Annotated in this window: 20 protein-coding genes, 1 tRNA gene and 1 riboswitch; of the genes, 12 read left to right on the top strand and 9 right to left on the bottom strand. The window is 55.6% G+C overall.

Annotated features, from left to right (window positions below; all coding sequences use genetic code 11):
* The first annotated feature begins 70 nt into the window (after positions 1-70).
* Genes BW956_RS20380 through BW956_RS20370 form a run of 3 tightly spaced genes read left to right on the top strand, consistent with a single transcriptional unit; the run spans position 71 to position 2,797 of the window.
* Positions 71-1,219, top strand: a complete 1,149-nt coding sequence (locus tag BW956_RS20380) for a pyridoxal phosphate-dependent aminotransferase (RefSeq protein ID WP_076465928.1) — start codon at positions 71-73, stop codon at positions 1,217-1,219.
* On the top strand, positions 1,216-2,004 hold the full coding sequence (locus BW956_RS20375; protein ID WP_076465959.1) for an amidohydrolase: 789 nt from the start codon (positions 1,216-1,218) through the stop codon (positions 2,002-2,004). The genes BW956_RS20380 and BW956_RS20375 overlap by 4 nt, the downstream gene beginning before the upstream one ends.
* A 31-nt stretch (positions 2,005-2,035) precedes the next feature.
* Positions 2,036-2,797, top strand: coding sequence for a 5-oxoprolinase subunit PxpA (locus tag BW956_RS20370; protein WP_076465926.1), 762 nt, complete (start codon positions 2,036-2,038; stop codon positions 2,795-2,797).
* 72 nt (positions 2,798-2,869) lie between these two features.
* Here BW956_RS20370 and BW956_RS20365 read toward each other — a convergent pair whose 3' ends face one another.
* Complete coding sequence (locus BW956_RS20365; RefSeq protein WP_076465924.1) at positions 2,870-4,045, bottom strand: DUF5610 domain-containing protein; 1,176 nt, start codon at positions 4,043-4,045, stop codon at positions 2,870-2,872.
* A 145-nt stretch (positions 4,046-4,190) separates the two neighbouring features.
* Between BW956_RS20365 and BW956_RS20360 the strand changes: the two genes are divergently transcribed.
* Both BW956_RS20360 and BW956_RS20355 read left to right on the top strand, forming a co-directional pair.
* Positions 4,191-4,481: a hypothetical protein gene (locus BW956_RS20360; protein ID WP_076465921.1), complete on the top strand. Its 291-nt coding sequence runs from the start codon at positions 4,191-4,193 to the stop codon at positions 4,479-4,481.
* Between the two features lie 65 nt (positions 4,482-4,546).
* Entirely contained in the window at positions 4,547-5,518 is a 972-nt protein-coding gene (locus tag BW956_RS20355; RefSeq protein WP_076465919.1) for a ribonuclease Z, read from the top strand.
* On the opposite strand, the gene BW956_RS20350 is transcribed toward BW956_RS20355, so the two are convergent.
* Complete coding sequence (locus BW956_RS20350) at positions 5,519-6,061, bottom strand: glutathione peroxidase (protein WP_076465916.1); 543 nt, start codon at positions 6,059-6,061, stop codon at positions 5,519-5,521. It abuts the gene before it with no gap.
* Between the two features lie 103 nt (positions 6,062-6,164).
* Here BW956_RS20350 and BW956_RS20345 point away from each other — a divergent pair, with 103 nt between their 5' ends.
* Positions 6,165-7,376: an MFS transporter gene (locus BW956_RS20345; protein WP_244894398.1), complete on the top strand. Its 1,212-nt coding sequence runs from the start codon at positions 6,165-6,167 to the stop codon at positions 7,374-7,376.
* A gap of 8 nt (positions 7,377-7,384) precedes the next feature.
* Here the strand turns inward: BW956_RS20345 and BW956_RS20340 are convergent, their stop codons facing one another.
* From BW956_RS20340 to flgA, 7 genes are all read right to left on the bottom strand, one after another.
* Positions 7,385-8,389 carry an alpha-L-glutamate ligase-like protein gene (locus BW956_RS20340; RefSeq protein WP_076465911.1) on the bottom strand — a complete coding sequence of 335 codons (1,005 nt, stop codon included), beginning with the start codon at positions 8,387-8,389 and terminating at the stop codon, positions 7,385-7,387.
* The gene (locus BW956_RS20335; protein ID WP_076465908.1) at positions 8,389-9,912 is read right to left on the bottom strand and encodes a UUP1 family membrane protein; all 1,524 of its coding nucleotides are present in this window, start codon (positions 9,910-9,912) and stop codon (positions 8,389-8,391) included. Before BW956_RS20335 ends, BW956_RS20340 begins: the two co-directional genes overlap by 1 nt.
* Positions 9,909-10,709 (bottom strand): ATP-dependent zinc protease family protein, encoded by an 801-nt coding sequence (locus BW956_RS20330; protein WP_076465906.1) that lies wholly within the window; start codon positions 10,707-10,709, stop codon positions 9,909-9,911. The genes BW956_RS20335 and BW956_RS20330 overlap by 4 nt, the downstream gene beginning before the upstream one ends.
* A gap of 517 nt (positions 10,710-11,226) precedes the next feature.
* Positions 11,227-11,303: riboswitch (cyclic di-GMP riboswitch) on the bottom strand.
* Between the two features lie 156 nt (positions 11,304-11,459).
* Positions 11,460-11,536, bottom strand: a tRNA-Arg gene (locus BW956_RS20325).
* A gap of 35 nt (positions 11,537-11,571) precedes the next feature.
* Positions 11,572-12,072 (bottom strand): flagellar export chaperone FlgN, encoded by a 501-nt coding sequence (gene flgN, locus BW956_RS20320; protein ID WP_076465903.1) that lies wholly within the window; start codon positions 12,070-12,072, stop codon positions 11,572-11,574.
* 5 nt (positions 12,073-12,077) lie between these two features.
* Positions 12,078-12,401: a flagellar biosynthesis anti-sigma factor FlgM gene (gene flgM, locus BW956_RS20315; RefSeq protein ID WP_076465900.1), complete on the bottom strand. Its 324-nt coding sequence runs from the start codon at positions 12,399-12,401 to the stop codon at positions 12,078-12,080.
* Between the two features lie 149 nt (positions 12,402-12,550).
* Positions 12,551-13,144 (bottom strand): flagellar basal body P-ring formation chaperone FlgA, encoded by a 594-nt coding sequence (gene flgA, locus BW956_RS20310; protein WP_175612049.1) that lies wholly within the window; start codon positions 13,142-13,144, stop codon positions 12,551-12,553.
* A 177-nt stretch (positions 13,145-13,321) separates the two neighbouring features.
* Between flgA and BW956_RS20305 the strand changes: the two genes are divergently transcribed.
* From BW956_RS20305 to BW956_RS20280, 6 genes are all read left to right on the top strand, one after another.
* Entirely contained in the window at positions 13,322-14,263 is a 942-nt protein-coding gene (locus BW956_RS20305; RefSeq protein WP_076465895.1) for a chemotaxis protein CheV, read from the top strand.
* Positions 14,264-14,287: 24 nt separating this feature from the next.
* Positions 14,288-15,127 (top strand): CheR family methyltransferase, encoded by an 840-nt coding sequence (locus BW956_RS20300; RefSeq protein WP_010325250.1) that lies wholly within the window; start codon positions 14,288-14,290, stop codon positions 15,125-15,127.
* 192 nt (positions 15,128-15,319) lie between these two features.
* Positions 15,320-15,721, top strand: a complete 402-nt coding sequence (gene flgB / locus BW956_RS20295; RefSeq protein ID WP_076465892.1) for a flagellar basal body rod protein FlgB — start codon at positions 15,320-15,322, stop codon at positions 15,719-15,721.
* Between the two features lie 2 nt (positions 15,722-15,723).
* The gene (flgC, locus tag BW956_RS20290; RefSeq protein ID WP_010325252.1) at positions 15,724-16,158 is read left to right on the top strand and encodes a flagellar basal body rod protein FlgC; all 435 of its coding nucleotides are present in this window, start codon (positions 15,724-15,726) and stop codon (positions 16,156-16,158) included.
* 20 nt (positions 16,159-16,178) lie between these two features.
* Entirely contained in the window at positions 16,179-16,862 is a 684-nt protein-coding gene (locus tag BW956_RS20285; RefSeq protein ID WP_010325253.1) for a flagellar hook assembly protein FlgD, read from the top strand.
* A 14-nt stretch (positions 16,863-16,876) separates the two neighbouring features.
* On the top strand, positions 16,877-18,910 hold the full coding sequence (locus BW956_RS20280) for a flagellar hook protein FlgE (protein WP_010325254.1): 2,034 nt from the start codon (positions 16,877-16,879) through the stop codon (positions 18,908-18,910).
* The last annotated feature ends 45 nt before the right edge of the window (positions 18,911-18,955 follow it).

Genomic DNA, 18,955 nt, shown 5'->3' with positions numbered 1-18,955 from the left:
AACGTACCTTTGTTGAGCCGGCTTGCGTCTCTCCGGTACTATCGTCGGTTTCATCAGTTGTGAGTGGGTCATGCGTTATCCCGAAACCAAACTGCCGGGTGTCGGCACCACGATCTTTGCGCAGATGTCTGCACTGGCGCAAGCCCATCAGGCCATTAACCTGTCGCAGGGTTTTCCCGACTTTGACGGTCCCGAGGCATTGCTGGCCCGGGTAGATCACCATATTCGTGCCGGTGCCAACCAGTATGCGCCGATGAATGGGGTGCCTGCCCTGACCGCAGCGATCGCGGCCAAGGTTCAGCGTTGCTATGGTCGCCAGGTGGATGCCGCTTCAGAAGTGACGGTCACCTCCGGCGCGACGGAAGCCTTGTTTGCTGCCATTGCGGCTGTTGTGCGGCCCGGCGATGAAGTGATCGTGTTTGATCCCGCCTATGACAGCTACGATCCGGCGGTCAGACTCAATGGAGGCAAGGCAGTGCATTTGCAGCTGCAGCCACCTGCGTTCGGTATCGATTGGGATGAAGTGGCGCGTGCCATTAACCCGAGCACGCGCATGATTATCCTCAATACGCCTCACAACCCGATCGGGCAGGTACTGAGTGAAGCGGATATGCAGGCGCTGAGCCGTCTGGTTGAAGGCACGGATATTCTGCTATTGGCAGACGAAGTATATGAGCACATCGTCTTTGATGGTGCCGCCCATCAGAGCATGAATCGCTATCCTGATCTGGCCAAACGCAGTTTTGTGGTGTCCTCGTTCGGCAAGACCTATCACACCACCGGCTGGAAAGTGGGTTACTGTGTGGCGCCGGCTCCGCTGAGTGCCGAGCTGCGCAAGGTACACCAGTACCTCACCTTCAGTACCAGCACTCCCTTCCAGCTGGCGCTGGCGGATTATCTCAATGCCGACTCCTCCCACGATCAGGCACTGCCCGCGTTTTATCAGGCCAAGCGGGATCACTTTAACGCCCTGATGGCGGACAGCCGCTTTCGCTTTACGCCTGCCGGGGGCACGTATTTCCAGGTGATGGACTACTCTGCTATCAGTGACCTGCCGGATACCGAGTTTGTGCTTTGCCTGGTAGAGCAGGCAGGCGTTGTGGCGATCCCGCTGTCGGTGTTCTGCCAGCAGCCACCCGAGATGAAGCTGGTACGCTTCTGCTTCGCCAAAAATGAATCCACACTGGAACAGGCCGCCGAGAGGTTATGCACGATATGACAAGCCGACAGAACCTGAGAACCAGTCTGGTGCAGACTCACCTGGACTGGCACGCACCCGATGCCAACCGTCAACGACTGGCAGGCCTGATGGCGCCGCTGGAAGGGCAAACAGACCTGATTGTATTGCCGGAAATGTTTACCACAGGTTTTACCATGTCACCGGAGGAAGTCGCCGAACCCATGCGGGGGCCGACGCTGGCATGGCTGCAGACACAGGCCGCTGACCTGGGCGCCGCCATTTGTGGCAGCCTGGCGGTTGAAGATGAAGGCTATCGCAACCGCTTCCTGTTTGTATCACCGGATGGCGAAGTGCAGTTCTATGACAAACGTCACCTGTTCCGCATGGGTGATGAACACCATCACTATGCTGCAGGTGAGCAACGCGACCTGTTCGAGTACAAAGGCTGGCGCATTTTGCCTCAGGTCTGTTACGACCTGCGTTTCCCGGTCTGGTGTCGTAATCGGGATGACTACGACCTGATGCTCTGTGTGGCCAACTGGCCGGCGCCCCGGCGTCATGCCTGGCGCACCTTGCTGCAGGCGCGTGCCATTGAAAATCAGAGCTATGTTATTGGTGTGAACCGCGTCGGGGAAGATTCCAAGGGGCTTAGCTACGCTGGCGATAGCCTGCTGGTGGATTTCAAAGGCGAAGCCCTGTTGGATGGTCCGGCGGGCGAGCCCTATATCAAGACCGGGCTGCTGAATGCCGAGGCCTTGCACCAGTTCCGTGACAAGTTTCCGGCCTGGCAGGATGCAGATGCCTTTGAGCTGCAGAAAGCCTGAGCGGATTAAGCGAGTGTGTTGAGAGGGCGTGATGCCAAAACGATTGCTGTTGAACTGTGATATGGGCGAAAGCTTCGGTTCCTGGAACATGGGGCTGGATGACCAGGTGATGCCGCTGGTGGATATGGCCAACGTGGCCTGTGGCTTTCATGCCTCAGACCCCGTCACCATGACCCGCACGGTGCTGCTGGCAAAACATGCCGGCGCCCGCATCGGCGCACATCCAAGCTACCCGGACCTGGTGGGCTTTGGCCGTCGCAGCATGCACTGCCATCCACAGGAAGTGGTGGCCATGGTCCAGTATCAGACAGGCGCATTGGCCGGAATTGCTCAGGCTCAGGGCATGGTGCTGAGTTACGTAAAGCCTCATGGTGCGCTCTACAACGACATGATGAAAGACCACAGCATTCTGCGTGCCGTGCTGGAAGGGGTGACCCGCTATGACGCCAGTCTGCCGTTAATGTTGATGGCCACGGCGGATAATACCGAGGTGGAGCGTATCGCCGAAGAGTTTGGCGCTACCTTACTGTTCGAGGCCTTTGCGGATCGTGCCTATGATGCTCAGGGCTTTCTCGTGCCGCGTCGCGTTGAAGGTTCTGTCTATCACGATGAGGCGCGTATCATTGATCAGTCTCTGCGACTGGCGCGGGAAGGAGTAGTGACCACCCTGGATGGCACTGAAGTGGCACTGCAGGCCGATACGCTCTGTGTTCACGGTGACAATGAGCAGTCGGTGAATGCCGTGCGCCATATCCGCGAGGCGCTGGATCAGTATTACGCTGCTCAAGGCTGAAAAATCATTCCGCTTTAAAACGCAAAAGGCCCGATAACTGCCGGGCCTTGGTGTGTTCTGTGTATTGGCGGTTTATTCAGCGGCAGGCAGGTCGGAATCCTGCTCTTCATTGGCAGGGTTTACCACCTGATCTTCAACCGGCAGCACCTTATCCAGCAGATCCTGCAGGTGCTTGCTGAACACATCCTGCACGGATTCCAGCGCTTCATTAAAGCGGCTGTCCTGCTCGACCAGACCGGTCATCAGGTCTCGGCCAGCCTGAGCCGGTGACTGCAGGAAGCCCAGTGAGGGCGCGCCCACGCTGTCTGCCAGATCCTTCATCAGCTGACCCAGACGCTTGCCGGGTTTATCCACCGGCTGATCAAGACCGCCTACCTGTTCATAGGTAGAGGCCTGTGCCAGGCTGCGGGTATAGCTCATGTCCAGCTGCATGGACTGGAGTTCGCTGGCATCAAAGCTGATATCAGCGCTGTCTTCAAACGCCTTCTGTACGTCGCCGTTGAAGAACTCGTCCGCCACACTGGAGACATCGCGGATCATCTGCTGCAGTGCGTCCAGCTCACCTTCATCCAGCTCGCCTTTAACGCTGAACTCGTACTGGCTGCTTTCACTTCGGCTGACATTCATCCAGGCTACCGAGTTGCCCTCACTGTCGGCGCCTGCGCCGTAGGTGGCATCGTAGCTCTGGTTGCGGCTGAAGTTGATGGTGACTTCATCGCCGTCACGGGTGCGCACGCTCAGCGACATGTCTTCGGCATTACGGAAACGCTCGGCCCCGCCCAGTGCAACCTGAGAGACCGGTGAAGTTTGTGCGGCGCTGCCCGGGGCTATACCGGCCAGAGCATCAAAGGTGAGCTGCTCGGTTTCATCTATCTGAGCGGCGATGGGCTCGCTCAGCATGCTCAGCTCATCCAGAATTTCGCGTGCTTCGGCAAACCCCTTCTCAACGCCCTTGACCGCCGCGTTGTACATCTCGGTAAGACGTTCTTCGGAGGCACCGCGTGAACGGGCCGCTTCCAGTCCCTGGGCAACAAAGTCGCTGATACGGCCGGCGACCTTATCGGGGGTGAAATCCTCGGCTTCCAGACCGGACAGTTTTTCCGCACTCATGCCCGGAATCTTTTCTGCGAGTTTGCCCAGCAGTACCTGGTTGGCATCCTTGGATGCACCTTGCTGCTGTTGAGAACCCTCGACTCCAGACTGGGGGCGTGAATTGTATAACTGTGGGGTGGAAACGAGCACTTTCATGATGGCCTCGACACTTGGGGTTGCACTGGCAAGGTTATCGACTCGCCCTGGAAAAACTTGAATAGTTAAAACCCATCGACACCTCTTGATCAGATAGCCGCAGGCAGGCGTAATACTAGTCGATACCAGTAAGGAAACCCATCACATGCGCCAGCGCGCTTCCTTTGAACACTGTGAACTTTGTAACCGGGCCATCCCGCTGACCTTTCATCATCTGATCCCGCGCAAGATGCACCGCCGCCCTCGCTTTAAAAAGGCGTATACACGTGATGAGCTTAACCAAGGTATCTGGGTGTGCCAGGCCTGCCACCGTGGTATCCACAAGCTGTTTGATGAAATGACACTTGCGCGGGACTACTACACGCTGGAAAAATTACTGGCTGACCCTGCCGTGCAGAAGCATATCGCCTGGGTGGGGAAGCAGAGACGGGGTTGAGCTTCGGCCAAAATTGATTCCTTATCGCCATCAACAGGCGTGTGCAGCTGGGTTAAACTCCCCTCATGAATATCACCTTCCTGGGCACCTCATCCGGTGCGCCTACACGCCAGCGGAACGTCAGTGCGACAGCCATTCATCCTGAAACGGGAAGGGGCTGGGTGTTGGTGGATTGTGGTGAAGCGACTCAGCATCAGTTACAGCGTACTCGGTTATCGCCGCTCAAGTTGAAAGCGATCCTGATCACACATATCCACGGTGACCACTGTTATGGCTTGCCGGGGCTGTTGGCGTCCTGTCAGTTGAACGGGCGTACTGAACCCCTGGTGCTGGTTGGCCCGGCATCCGTGTGGGCGTATTTGCAGGCGGTTATCAAGCACACGGAGTTGCGCATTGAGTATCCGCTTGAGTTTGTGGAGGTGTCATCGCAGCTGGCGCTGGAACTGGATGAATGTGGTGTTACGGCAACGCGGCTGAGTCATCGTGTCGAATGCTGGGCCTATCGGCTGGATGAGCGTCAGGTTCCCACAGGGCTGGATACCGAACGCCTTCAGCGTGAAGGCGTGCCGCCATCGCCGGTGTATGGGCGTCTGCAGAAGGGCGAACGGGTAACGCTGGACGATGGGCGCGAGCTGAATGGTGAAGATTACGCTGTGCCGGCCTATGCCGCACGCTCGCTTGTGGTCGGTGGTGATAATGACCGTCCTGACCTTTTGGCTGGTGCCTGTGAGGGCGTGCATGCGTTGGTGCATGAAGCTACCTACACCGAACCGGTATTGCAGAAAGTGGGCCCTGAGCCGCAGCATAGCAGTGCGCTTCGTGTGGCCCAGTTTGCTCAGTCGCAGAGTATACCGGCACTGATTCTGACCCATTTCAGCCCGCGCTACCGCAAGGTGCCGCGGCGCTCAGGCGATGCTTCACTGGAAGACCTACGCAGTGAAGCGCTGAGCCAGTATCAGGGCGACCTGTTTTTGGCTGAAGACTTTGATACCTTCTGCATTGGTCGCGATGGCCGGGTTCAGCGCCTGGAGCCATGATCAGAGGACCGCTTCTATCGCCTTGCGCAGGTCTTCATCATCCGGTGCTGTCATGCTGGAGAAGGCTGCAGTCACATTCCCTTCAGCGTCGATAACATACTTGTAGAAATTCCAGCGCGGCGGCTTGTCAGTTTGTCGTGCGATTTCCTGGAATATGGGGTGTGCATCACTACCGCGAACGGCAATGGGGCTGAACATGTCGAAGGTTACGCCGAAGTTATAGCGGCATACCTTGGCGATTTTGGCTTCATCCTTGGCTTCCTGCATGAAGTCGTTGGACGGGAAGCCGACCACTTTCAATCCTTTGTCCTTGTAGCGCTGGTGCAGGCTTTCAAGGCCTTCAAACTGAGGTGTAAAGCCGCAGTGGCTGGCGGTATTAATCACCAGCATCGGATGCCCGGAAAAGGCTGCCCGCATATCAACCCTTTCATCGGCATGTAGTCGTTTCAGTTGATGATCGAAAAGGGCGTCAGTGTTCGGCTCGGCAGCAGTTGCCGTGTGGCTGAGGCATAGCCCGAGGATGGATGACATCAGGCGTTTCATGGCTGTCTCCGTTTATTTATATAGGCTTTGTACGCCCGCAAGCCATTTTGGTTCAGTGCGACGGGGCGTACAATGCGCTGTTTTTAGTGACAGGTCTTTTACATTGAATAAGATAGCCGCCCGCCCCCGCAGGCTCCCCCCCGAAATTCTGGTGATGTTGGCCGGAATTACCGCTGCCTTGCATATCGGTAAATTGCCTCCGGCGATTCCGGTGTTGCAGGATGAGCTGGGAGTCAGCCTGGTGCAGGCCGGGTTCATGCTGTCGCTGGTTCAACTGGCAGGCATGCTGGCAGGGGCGTTGATCGGTGTATTGGCTGATAGCGCCGGCTTGAGGCGCAGTATTCTCACGGGCCTGGGAATTTTGACCCTGACCAGTGTGTTGGGTGGCTTTGCCAGTTCAGCCACCGAGTTGCTGGTCTTGCGCGGCTTTGAAGGTTTTGGCTTCCTGCTGGTGACCCTGTCAGGCCCCGGTCTGCTGCGCCAATTGGTGACAGCGGAAAAACTGAGTGTGAGCCTGGGCTGGTGGGGCTGTTATATGGGCTTTGGCACGGGCACGGGTTTGCTGATCGGCCCCTGGCTTATGCAGCAGCTGGGCTGGCAGGGCTGGTGGTGGCTGATTGCTGCAGTGACGCTGGTGATGCTGAGCCTGGTGTTGCTGAGGGTACCGGCCGACCAGCGCAATAATAATCCGCGTTCGGGCTCGCCGATGGCGGGGCTGCGCGCCATTCTGGCACGGCTTAAAATTATCCTCGGCAGTCCCGGCCCCTGGCTGGTGGCAATGATCTTCGCGGCTTACTCAGGGCAGTGGTTGTCGGTGATCGGCTTTCTGCCATCTATTTACACACAAGCAGGCTTGGAAGGCAGTCTGGTGGGCGTGCTGACCGCCTTTGCCGCGGTTGCCAATGTGGTCGGCAACGCTGCCTCCGGGCGATTGTTGCAGGCCGGTGTGGGGCCGCGTCAACTGCTGTATTTCGGTTTTGCCGTGATGACGCTCACGACCTGGACCGCGTTTTCGGATGTCACGGCTGACTTGCCCTGGCTACGTTATGCGGCCGTTTTGGTGTTTTCTTCCGTAAGTGGCGTGATTCCAGGGGTGCTGTTCTCCCTGGCTGTGCGGCTGGCACCGGATACCAGTGTGGTGTCCACGGCGGTAGGCTGGATGTTGCAGCTGTCTGCATTGGGCCAGTTTGTCACGCCGCCATTGATTGGCGCTTTGGCAGGCTGGGCCGGTGGCTGGCAACTGACCTGGGTCGCCACCGGTTGTCTTTCTGCGCTGGGTGTTGTCTTGGTAACGCGGGTTGGACGTTTGCTCTGAGTCCGTCCTTAGGCATGCAGTGCCGGCGCAAATGAGGTTTCCAGCGGTCGCGGCTGCATAATTTCCTCAGCACCGGCCTCTCCCATCGCCCAATGCACGCGCTCCTCCGGCGTTAGATGTGGGCGCTTCAACGCTTCCACCGCATGCAGGCGGGGCAACAGTCCCTGGCCGTTAGCGATCTGAATCGCCAGCCCGGGGCGTGCGTTCAGTTCCAGCAGCAGCGGCCCGCGAGTTTCATCCACCACCAGGTCGACGCCCATGTAGCCCAGCCCTGTCGCCTCGTAGCAGCGGCTGGCCATCCCCAGCAGGTAGCGCCAGTTATCGATGCGGATATCGCTCAGTCGCAGGCCATTATCCGGGTGCTCGCTGATGGGACGGTCAAACTGTACGGCATTGAGCGCATGGCCATTGGCCAGATTGAGGCCAACGCCGACCGCGCCCTGGTGCAGGTTCGCCTTGCCATCGGATGCCTGGGTTGCCAAGCGTAACATGGCCATCACCGGGTAGCCTTTGAAGACGACGATGCGGATATCGGGCACGCCCTGATGGGAGTAGGCGGAAAGCCTTGGCTCGCTGCGTACCAGAGCTTCAATGACGGCAACATCCGGTGAGCCGCCCAGCGAATAGAGCCCGGCCAGAATGTTCGACAGGTGGCGCTCAATATCGGCCAGGCTGATGCGGCTGCCGGAAGGCTTCAGGAAATCTTCGCCTTCGCGCCCCGTGATCACCAGTATCCCCTTGCCGCCCGAGCCTTTGGCGGGCTTGATGGCAAAACCGTCCAGGTTGGCGACCTGCTCGCGAAAGTGGGCGATCTCATGTTGCTCACGCACGACCTGCAGCAGGCTGGGGCTTGCCACCTCATACTCATCGACAATCTGTTTGGTAAGCAGTTTGTTATCCACCAGCGGGAAGGCACTGCGGTCGTTGTAGCGAGCGATATAGTCGATGTTGCGCTTGTTCATGCTGAGCATGCCCAGCTGCTTCAGTTCCCTTGGTCTAATCCAGTCAAACATCAGTGATACCCCTTCATGGGCGCGAAACGGCGCAGCTCTGTCAGTTTGTAGCCGGTGTACTGCCCCAGCAGCAGGATGATGCCCAGTACGACCAAATGCAGTTCCGGGAAGTTGAAACTGAGGTGCTCGGCCAGCGGCGAACGCATGACAAGGTAGGCCAGTATGGCCACCAGCAGGCTGCCTGCACCCTGGATCAGAACCTCATGAGCGCCTTCCTCTTCCCACAGGATCGACATGCGCTCGATGGTCCAGGCGAGGATGACCATGGGGAAGAAGGTGACCGTCATGCCGGTGCTGAAGCCCATCTGGTAGCCGATGATGCTGATGCCGGCCGTAATGAACAGCACCAGAATAATCAGCGCCGAGATACGCGAGACCAGCAGCAGGTTGAGGCTGGACAGGTAGCCCCGCATCACAAGCCCCAGTGTTACCACGCTGATAAATGCAGCAAGCCCCGGTACCAGCGATGTTTGCACAAAGGCCACCGCAATCAGGACCGGCATGAAGGTGCCGGAGGTTTTGATGCCCACCAGAATGCGCATCAGGCAGACCACGAGAGCTCCCAGCGGCAGCAATAACAGCATTCGGAACATGCTCTGCTGCTCAACCGGAAGCTGGTACAGGCTCAGGGCGCCAAAGCTGCGGTCGCTGCTGGCTTCCGAGCGCAGAATCTGCAGTGCCGGCAGGGTCTGTCGCAGCATGGAAAAGTGTACCCGCGAGCCTGAACCGCCCATCACATCCAGCAGAGGGCCCTGGGTCTGGCGCCACAGCAGGACGTCTTCGGGAACACCCTGGGCACCGGTACGGGGGTCAAAGGTGAGCCAGCGGTCGCCATCATGCACCTGCAGCCAGGGTTCAAGCGTCTGCTGGCGGCGTGCGTCTTCCAGTTTCAGGCCATCGGCAATGCGCGCCGGAATTCCGGCCGAGTTGAGCAGTTGCACCAGCGTGCTGGATAACGATTCCTGGCCGAGCAGCAGGCGGGTGTTCTGGTCTGGTGTTTGGCTGGTCAACAGGGTGATCAGCTCACGTGTCAGGCTGGCAGGGCCACTTGAACGCGCTTCAGCCTGTTGCAGCAGTGCGCTGGCGGCTGTGGCAGCGGGCTCTTCCAGAAACACTTCGGTGGCATCTACCGGGCCGGGCTCCAATGGTGCTTCCTGAGCATAGGCATCAGGAATCAGACGCGTCTTGAAATAGAGTGTCTGTGGGCCGCTGGCATTACGAATAGTCCATTCGGCGCGGCGGTCTTTCTGCTGTTCGGTGATGGCAAAGCCATAGCCGGGTGAAGCGGCTTGCTCGGTCAATGTATAAAAACCGGGCGGCTGCTCGGGGATGTTCAAATTAACTTTGACGGGTTCACCCCAGGCTTCAAAGTCGATTCGCGCTTCGACCAGCCAGACGGGTTGCTGCTTGCCGGGCAGCCAGGGCACACCCATCTGGACATGACGAATGACGGCCAATGTCAGGCCCGCCAGAATCAGCAACATGACGGCCAGGTAAAAGGGGGCACGTGAACGACGAATCATTGTGAGTCTTCCTGGCTATCAGGTGTCTTGAGCCCTTCGGGCAACTGAGTGACGTGTTCCCGCCCGACATCGATCAACATGACATCGCGCAGGACGTTGCGGCCAATCAATACCGGATAGGTCAGGTGGCCACGATCATTGAGGGTAAATTCGGCACTCTGGCGATGGTCGCCAATGACAAACGGCAATTCGACAACCGGACGGCGTTCAGCTTCTTCACTGTTGGCCTGAATAATGCGGGCGCGTCGGGACAGGGGGCGCTCCAGCACGATGGGCTCCTCTGCTTCGGGGTGGGCGATCTCAAATCTGACCCAGTCTTCGCCGTCACGCTCAAAGGGCTGAATGTTGGTGGCGTGCAGGGATGAGGTTGTTGCACCGCTATCGATACGTGCATCAAAGATTAACCCAGGTGTTGCCAGGAAAAATTTCTCTACTTCCCCGACCACCAGCTTGCCCTGGTAACGGCCACTGGTCTGATTGGTAGTGGGTGAAGGATTCGCCGGGCGAGCCGGCGGGCGCGTGTACTGGAGTTGAGCCAGAGAACGGCTTTGCTCTTTCAGCGCAGCACTCATTTCCTGGTGTTGATAGCGCTGGGTCTGGTTCAGCGTATCCAGCTGTTGCTGGTTTACGGCGGCCAGAGTCTCCAGGCGGCTCTGCTGTTGATGCAGTTGCTGATTCAGCTGGTTCAGGTCGGCCCGCTCGATAAACAGATAACGGTCGTGGCTGCAGGCACTGAGCAGAGCGGCAAACAATACTAAAGAGAAGGCGCGGCGAAGCGTACCTTTGGATGTATGCATGGAAATTCTCTCCAGGACACAGCGCGGATGCTGGTCTGCAAGGCTGTTTAGGCGTTGGTTCTGGCGCGAGTCTATCCAGCGATGGCTGAATGAGGGATGAAAGTGAGGGTGTGGGTGCCGGCACAGGTCACCCACGGCTGGAGAGTTCCAGACAGCTCTTCATCAGTCCGGATGTTCGCTGTAAGGATTGTTATAGTGTATCTAATTGGAGACATTGATCAAGATTGAAATGACATAGCCGCAGGTATTCTTATGACGAAGCCGAACCAAGCTTGATGCGAAGCGGGCATTTACAAGGGAAGCGCCTGGGGGCGACAGTAAGCTGAGCAATCAAGAAACGGATAATAGAAGAGGGTGTGCTTGAAACAGGTATCACGGGCCAAGCAGACAAGCAGACAAGCAGATCCTGCACTGTAGCTGCAGCCTAAGCAGACTGTTTACAGATGACAGGTAAATGGTACACGTACAAAAAGATGGCCAGTTGCGACCAAAAGGAGCGATTAGGGTGAATCTCTCTTTCGGTAGCCAGGCAGCCAATCCAATTGGCCCTTGGCTTTGCGTCTGCCGCTCTTGGGGCAGTTGCCTTTTCGGGAGAGATTCTTTCGCTGGAGTAATAAGTCGGATCGCTGACACAGCCAAACCTAGGGTGATAGTAGCAGCAAAAAACCTCGTCTGCCAATTTTTGAGCCTTGATGTGGCTCAAAATTAAGACATTATGTATTCGAAAAGGGACATATAAGGGGTATGAAATGGCGCCCCAGGCAGGACTCTAACCTGCGACCTGCCCCTTAGGAGGGGGCTGCTCTATACAACTGAGCTACTGAGGCACGCACAGGATTCTAACGCTAAGCAGGTGTTTTTACTAGGCTTTACCCAGGCTTCGCTGGCCTTCGTAGCGGCCCTCGTCACCCTGGTTGTTGTAGACTGTGTTGCTGCGGGCATGGCCCTGAAGTAGCGCCAACAGTTGGTCGGTATTTTGTTTACTGCGTAACAAAACCTGCTCGTTGCGCAGGTTGAGTTTTTTGATCGTGTCGAATTGCTGCTCCAGTTTCTCCCAGGCCTGAGTCAACAGCTTATCGGCTGGTGCCGGCAAGCTGGCGAAGAAGGTAAGGACGGACTCGGACGTAGACGCGACCTGATACTGACGCAGCATCTCATCACGTGCCTTGATGACACGGTCGAGTTCGGACAGGCAGGTTACCTTTTGCTCGTTATTCTGAGTCAGCGCACCGGTGTCACGGTCCTGCAGAGCCTGCAGCTCTGTTTCCAGCAGCGGTTCAAGCTGTTCAAGCAGCTTGGTGCTCTGGTCCAGCAGGCTTCCCAGCTGGGCACTGAAATTGGCATCGGGCACGTTGGCTGACATCAGCGTTATTCACCTAAAAGGCTGTCGAGCTCAAGCATACTATCGGCAATACGCTCGTTATTGATCTGGTAAGAGCCGTCTTCAATCGCTGCACGAATACGAGCAACACGGTCACTGTCGACACCACCGTTATCGGAGCTGTCTACAGACGAACGCTGCAGAGCCTGTGCGGTATCACTGATTCGCACGGTATCCGCACGCTCGCCTCGCTCTGGTGTTGTCGCTGGCTGGCCGGCGGCGCCTGACGGGGTGCTGCTCTGCTGGTCGCTGACTTTGCCACGGTTGCCAGCCGACGAAGCCGGGGACAGGCCGGGAAAATCGATAGCCATTTTAAATTTCCTCGCAATCTGTTCTGTGCAAGGGTATCGGTCGCCTTGAAGAAAACTTTAATATTTTTTGTTGCTGGTCAATAAGTGCATCCGAGAGCACTTGAACACTCCGTTGAGTATAGCGAAATGATAGCAGCCTAGCGAGTTGATCAGGGAACCTGGACCCTGCCCGGGCCGGTGATGCGTGCCCGAATTTCGATATTGGAGCGACGGTTGAGCACCGATATCACTTCACCTTCCTTGCCATTTTCTTGAGCAATCCCTTCGGTGCGGATCACGACACTGCCACGCCTTGTTTCTATGACTACCGGGTCGCCTCGCTGGACCGCCTGTGCCTGCGTCAGCATGCGAGGCGTGATGGCGGTATCAGTACCGATGCTGATGCGGGCGACACGCCCAACGACATCCTGCTGGCGCTGAAAATAGTCACCTCTGAGATTGCTGATCTCGCGTTCACGCAGTGTCAGCTTGCCGGCGGACAGACGGCTGCCTTTGACGATCGGGCTGGTGGCGACCACAATCGTTTTGTAGTGCTTGACTGTACCGGTAACAAACAGGCTCCACCGCGGTTGATTACAACTGACCTTTGCCGTGATGCGCTGGCCGCTGTGAAAAGGCAGTTTGACCTGTAAAGGGTTTCTGCAGGGTGACAAGCGCAGCTGTGAGGGGATGGGGTTGAGCTGAATCTGTAGTCGGCTGTCTGGTACTTTGGTGAGAAAGTGTTGTTTAATGGCTTCAGACACCTGAACGTTGATCTGTTCTGAGATAGTATTAGCTGAAGCTGAAACGGCGAATAGCCACGATAAGACTATGGCCAATGCAGCGGTAACTGGTGTTAAATTGGAAGTACTCACGCGGGTGTCCTGGCTGAGCGAAGCCGGGCTAAACTTTTTATCAACGACCTCGGGGTTGGTTAGATCATGTCAGGGATCCTGGATACTGTAAACCTGCGCACGCAGATGGTGGGCCAAAACCGCCTGGAGCTGTTGCTCTTTGGCCTGGAAACCAGTCAGAGATATGGCATTAACGTGTTCAAAGTGCGTGAAGTGCTGCAATGCCCCGATCTAACCGAAGTGCCGCGACAGACCTCTTCTATCAAGGGTATGGCGCATATTCGTGGCGAGACCATTCCGGTGCTGGACCTTTCGGAGGCGATCGGCCGGGCGCCTATCCCCCATGAAGACCAAGCCAAGTGCTTTCTCATCGTTGCTGAATATAACCGCCGCACCCTCGCGTTCATGGTGCGCAAGGTAGACCGTATTCTGAATACCCAATGGGATCAGATCATGGCGCCGCCGAAGGAGATCGGCAACGAAAACTATCTGACGGCCGTGTTTGAGTACGAGAAGAAACTGGTTGAAATTCTGGACGTAGAGCAGATCCTGGCCGATCTTTATCCCATGTCCACCGACGTGAGTGATGAAGTGGCAACTCATGATGTGCGTGAGCGTGCTCGCGAGCATCATGTACTCATTGTCGATGACTCGGCTGTTGCGCGAAACCAGATGCAGCGCAGTCTTGAAGACTTGGGTGTGAAGGTATCCGTGGCCAATAATGGCCGCCAGGCGCTGGAAATGCTGCATGAGCTGCTGGACCGTCAGGTCGATGTGGAAAAACTGTTCCTGATGGTGATTTCCGATATCGAAATGCCGGAGATGGATGGCTACACGCTGACTTCGATGATTCGGGAAGACACGCGTATGGCCAAGTTGCATGTCGTTTTGCATACGTCTCTAAGCGGTGGTTTCAACGTTTCCATGGTGAAGAAGGTCGGTGCCGATGGCTTCCTGGCCAAGTTCAACCCCAATGATCTGGCAGGTGTGGTGGTAAACCGTATCCGTCAGGTCGAATCTGCACAGTAAGTTATACACAAAGGGACCCGGCCTGTGAGCAGTGGCTTCAGCATTACGCCGACAGAGTTTAAGGAGTTCAGCGCTTTTCTGGAGAAAAGCTGCGGTATTCTGTTGGCGGAACACAAGCAGTACCTGGTGCAGAGCCGCTTGAGCAAGATCATGCAACAGCAGGGCTGCGGTGGTCTCAGCGACCTGGTGATGCGCCTCAACCGGCCCGGCGGCAACACGCTGAAGGAGCAGGTCATCGATGCGATGACCACCAACGAGACCCTGTGGTTCCGCGATATTCATCCCTATGAAATTCTGCGTAACAAGCTGCTGCCAGAGCTGAAAGCTGAAAATCGATTCCAGAAACTGCGTATCTGGTCAGCGGCCTGCTCGACGGGGCAAGAGCCCTATTCAATCAGCATGGTGATTGACGAGTTCAAGCAGGGCAATCCAGGTTCATTTTCGTCTGGCGAAGAAATTCTGGCGACCGATATCTCTTCCACGGTGCTTGAACAGGCACGACGTGGTGAATATGAAATGCTGGCTCTGGGACGCGGGCTGTCTCAGGATCGCCTGCACAAGTTCTTCCAGTCCTCGCCTCAGGGTAGTTGGACGGTGAAGCCGAACATCAAGAGCCGTGTACGTTTCCAGAGCCTGAACCTGCTGGGGCAGTACAGTACTCTGGGTCAGTTCGACCTGATCTTTTGTCGAAATGTGCTGATCTATTTTTCCTCCGATGTGAAGTTGGAGATTCTGCGCAAGATGCACAAACAGCTGCGTCCTGGCGGCTACCTTCTGCTGGGAGCTTCAGAATCCCTGTCCGGACTGAACGACCTCTACAAAATGATCCACTGCCGTCCGGGTATTATCTACCAGGCGATCTGATCTCATTCAGAGCGGCAAGTGCCGCTCTTGCCGCCTTGCCGGCCCGCTCTTGCCGCTTTTTACCTCCATTTGCCGTCATTTACTCCTCCGGTTTCGCTATAGCCCAGTAATAACGTGATTCTTCTCTGTTGGCATGCTGATTGCTTTATTTAATGGCAAAACGGGTAGCGGCAATCTTCTGGAGGCATGTGAATGGCGATCAACTTCGATTCAGCACTGGGTGTACATGATGATGCGCTGGCATTACGTGGCCGCCGTGCAGAAGTGCTGGCCAACAACATTGCCAACGCAGATACCCCCAACTTCAAGGCACGTGATATCGACTTTGCTGCCGTTTTGGCCGGTGAGCAAAGCGATAGCTATGAACTGTCTCTGGAGCAGACCTCAACCGGGCACCAGGATGCATTTCTGTCACCTGACACCGCAGCGGACTTGATGTTCCGTACAGCGGTTCAGCCATCGGTGGACGGCAATACGGTCGAGCTGCAGGAAGAAATGGCGCGTTACACCGATAACGCCATCCGCTACCAGGCTTCTTTCCAGTTCCTGAACAGCAAGTTCAAGGGACTGACATCTGCGATCAAGGGTGAATAAGCATGTCACTGAGTAATGTATTCGACATCGCCGGCTCCGCCATGACTGCCCAGACTGTGCGTCTTAACACCACGGCCAGCAACATGGCCAATGCCGAAAGTGTCAGCTCCAGCGAAGAAGAGACCTACCGTGCTCGCAAGCCGGTGTTCTCGCTCAAGGAAATCACCCAGGAGCAGATGCCGGAAGATTATCAGTCGCTGGTGCCGGGGCAGGGTGTTCAGATTGACGAAATCGTGGAAAGTGAAGCGCCGCTGCGCATGGCATACGAACCCAACCACCCGATGGCGGACGAGCGCGGCTACGTGTACTACCCCAATGTGAATGTGGTTGAAGAGATGGCGGACATGATATCGGCGTCCCGCTCTTTCCAGATCAACGCCGATATTATGAATACGGCCAAACAGATGCTGCAGCGTACGCTGACGCTGGGCCAGTAAGGCAGTAAGAGGATTGCGCCATGAGTAACGTAAACGGCGTCGGCAATAACAATATTTACGACCAGATCAACCAGACAAACCAGAGCCAGTCAAAGGCCTTGGATAGTCAGTCTGAAGACAGCCAGATGTTCATGAAGCTGCTTATTGCACAGCTTCAGAACCAGGATCCGACCAGCCCTGCTGATCCGGCTGATTTCATGCAGCAGATTTCAACCCTCAGCAACGTGGAAAGTATCCAGAATCTTGCCAGCACTATGGAAAACATGAGTAGCACCATGCTCAGTAGTCAGGCTGCGCTGCAGGCTTCTTCCATGGTGGGGCAGCGAGCCTATGTAAATACCAATATTGCCCAGTTACCGCAGCAGGGCGGTACAGTCGATGGCCTGGTTTCCACCGATATCAGCGCTGGTGATATTCGCATCTCCATCATGGACGGCAGTAACAACCTGGTCGATCAGGTCAGCATGGGGGCAATGCCTGCTGGTGATCATAACTTTGTATGGCAGGCTCATGAGGACTTGCCGGCAGGCAATTACAAGATTGTTGCCGAAGCGGCTACAGGAGCTGATGGCAGCTACGAAGAAGTGGCCACGTACATGGGTTTCAACATTAATAGCGTCACTCTGGGGCAGAACGGAATTGGTATGAAAGTGAACACCAATATCGGTTCTATCGATATGAGTGATGTGAAACAGCTCGGTTAAGCGAGGACAGAATTATGGCAGGTTTCAGTACAGCAGTTACAGGTCTGAAGGCATCTACTACCATGCTGGATGTGGCCGGTAACAACATCGCCAACTCAAGCACTGTTGGTTTTAAAGCCTCCCGCACCGAGTTCGGAGACATCTATTCAACCGCTGTTGTTGGCGCTGGCTCCTCGAATACCCCGGGGTCAGGTGTGACGGTTACCGATATCGCGCAGGATTTCAGTGCCGGTACCATCGAATTCACCAACAATAACCTTGATCTGGCGATCAATGGTTCAGGTTTTTTTAAACTGGATGATGGTCAGGGTGGCGTGACATATACACGCTCTGGCGCATTTGAGCTGGATAAAGAAGGTAATATTGTCTCCAAAACCGGTAAGTTCTTGCAGGGTTATGGGTTGGATGCCGACGGTAACCGGTTGCCGGTAGAGAACATGAAGGTGACGGAAAAGGAAAGTCCGCCCAAGGCAACAGAAAATATTGATTTGTCGTTTAACATTGACTCACGAGAAGATGCAGGGGGCCTTCTACCTGTATACAACAAGGATGAGCCAGGTTCTTTTACCTACACTACGACTGATCGAACCTTTGATAGTCTGGGTAACGAGCACACCATCAAGTATAACTTTGCCGAGCAGCGCCCGGTGCGTCAGGTATATGACTATGCGCTGGATCCGGCAGCAGGATACCCAACCATTTCAGGTGTAACCCTTGTAGCAGGTGATTTCGATGCTGCAACAGGTGCTTTGATTGATAATTCCCCAACGACGACCGGTTATGATGATCTGGCTTTGGCTGATGATCGAATTGATTTGTCGACCTTGAATTATGATGCTGCAACAGGGCGTTTGAGTTTCGAGCTTAAATCCTGGGCGAGTGACCTGGGTGACCTTGTAGTGCGGGATGGCGCTCTGGCAGAAGCGACCCAAATTAATACCGATGTTGATGACATGTACCGTGACGCCAATGAAACGCGTACTTACAACATTTCTATCAATGGTGACAAAAGTACCGAGCTCGGTGTGGATGGCAGTATAGAAATTGCTGGTGTCAGCATCCCTATCTCCTCTACAGATAATGCCGAAGAAATTGTAACGGCCATTAAAAACCGGGAAGCCCAGATTCTGGACCGCAACCCGGAAGTTGAATCCATTGCGATCGATACCAGTGGCACAGTTCCGACTTTCACCATCCGCTTCAAGGCTGATGAAGGTAATGTGGATGACAGTGCGAACAATTTTATTCCCAAAATTTCCACCGATGCGGCAATTCCTGCGGCTTCTGGCGATTTGGTTATCGGTGATCAAACCATTAATAATGCCAGTGGACAGGTGACCGACCAGGCAATTGGCTTTGATTCAGTGGTGCAGGGCGATAACAGCTATCAGGGTAACTATCGCATGTATGCTTACCTTAACAATGAAGAGCTGTTGGATATCGGTAAGCTGCAGGATCCGGGTGAAGGGCTGGAGAGTGAGCCTGGACCTATTTTGATCAGCTTTAACCCCTCGAATGGTTTGCTGCAATCTATTAATGGCGAAGATTTCCCGGCTGGTGGCCAGGTGCCATCAATTACGATCAGCGGTGCTGATCCGGCCAATGAGCTGACAGAAATTTCCCTGGATCTGGCGGGTACTACTCAGTTCGCATCAGCTTCTATTGTGAAAGCATCACAGCAGGATGGCTATACCAAAGGTGACCTGATTGGGGTGACATTTGCCGGTACTGGTGAAATGATTGCTTCATACAGCAATGGTGAAAACCAGTCCCTGGGTGTTGTGGCATTGGCTACTTTCGAAAACCAGGATGGCCTGCAGCCGAGCGGTGATACCGAGTGGATAGCGACATTGGACTCCGGTGCTGCAATTGTTAACCCTCCAGGTACCGGCCTGAATGGCACGCTCCGCTCTGCTGCCCTTGAAGCGTCGAACGTGGACCTGTCTGAAGAGTTGGTGAAGCTGATTGAAGGTCAGCGTAACTACCAGGCCAACTCCAAGACGCTGGAAACCATGAACACGATTACACAGGCGATTCTGCAGATCTAACAATTCGGCAGTATCGAATTCTACTAAACCGGGCTTTGGCCCGGT

The organism is Marinobacterium stanieri, from assembly GCF_900155945.1.
GTDB lineage: Bacteria > Pseudomonadota > Gammaproteobacteria > Pseudomonadales > Balneatricaceae > Marinobacterium > Marinobacterium stanieri.
This window is presented reverse-complemented; position numbering and strand designations above follow the sequence as displayed.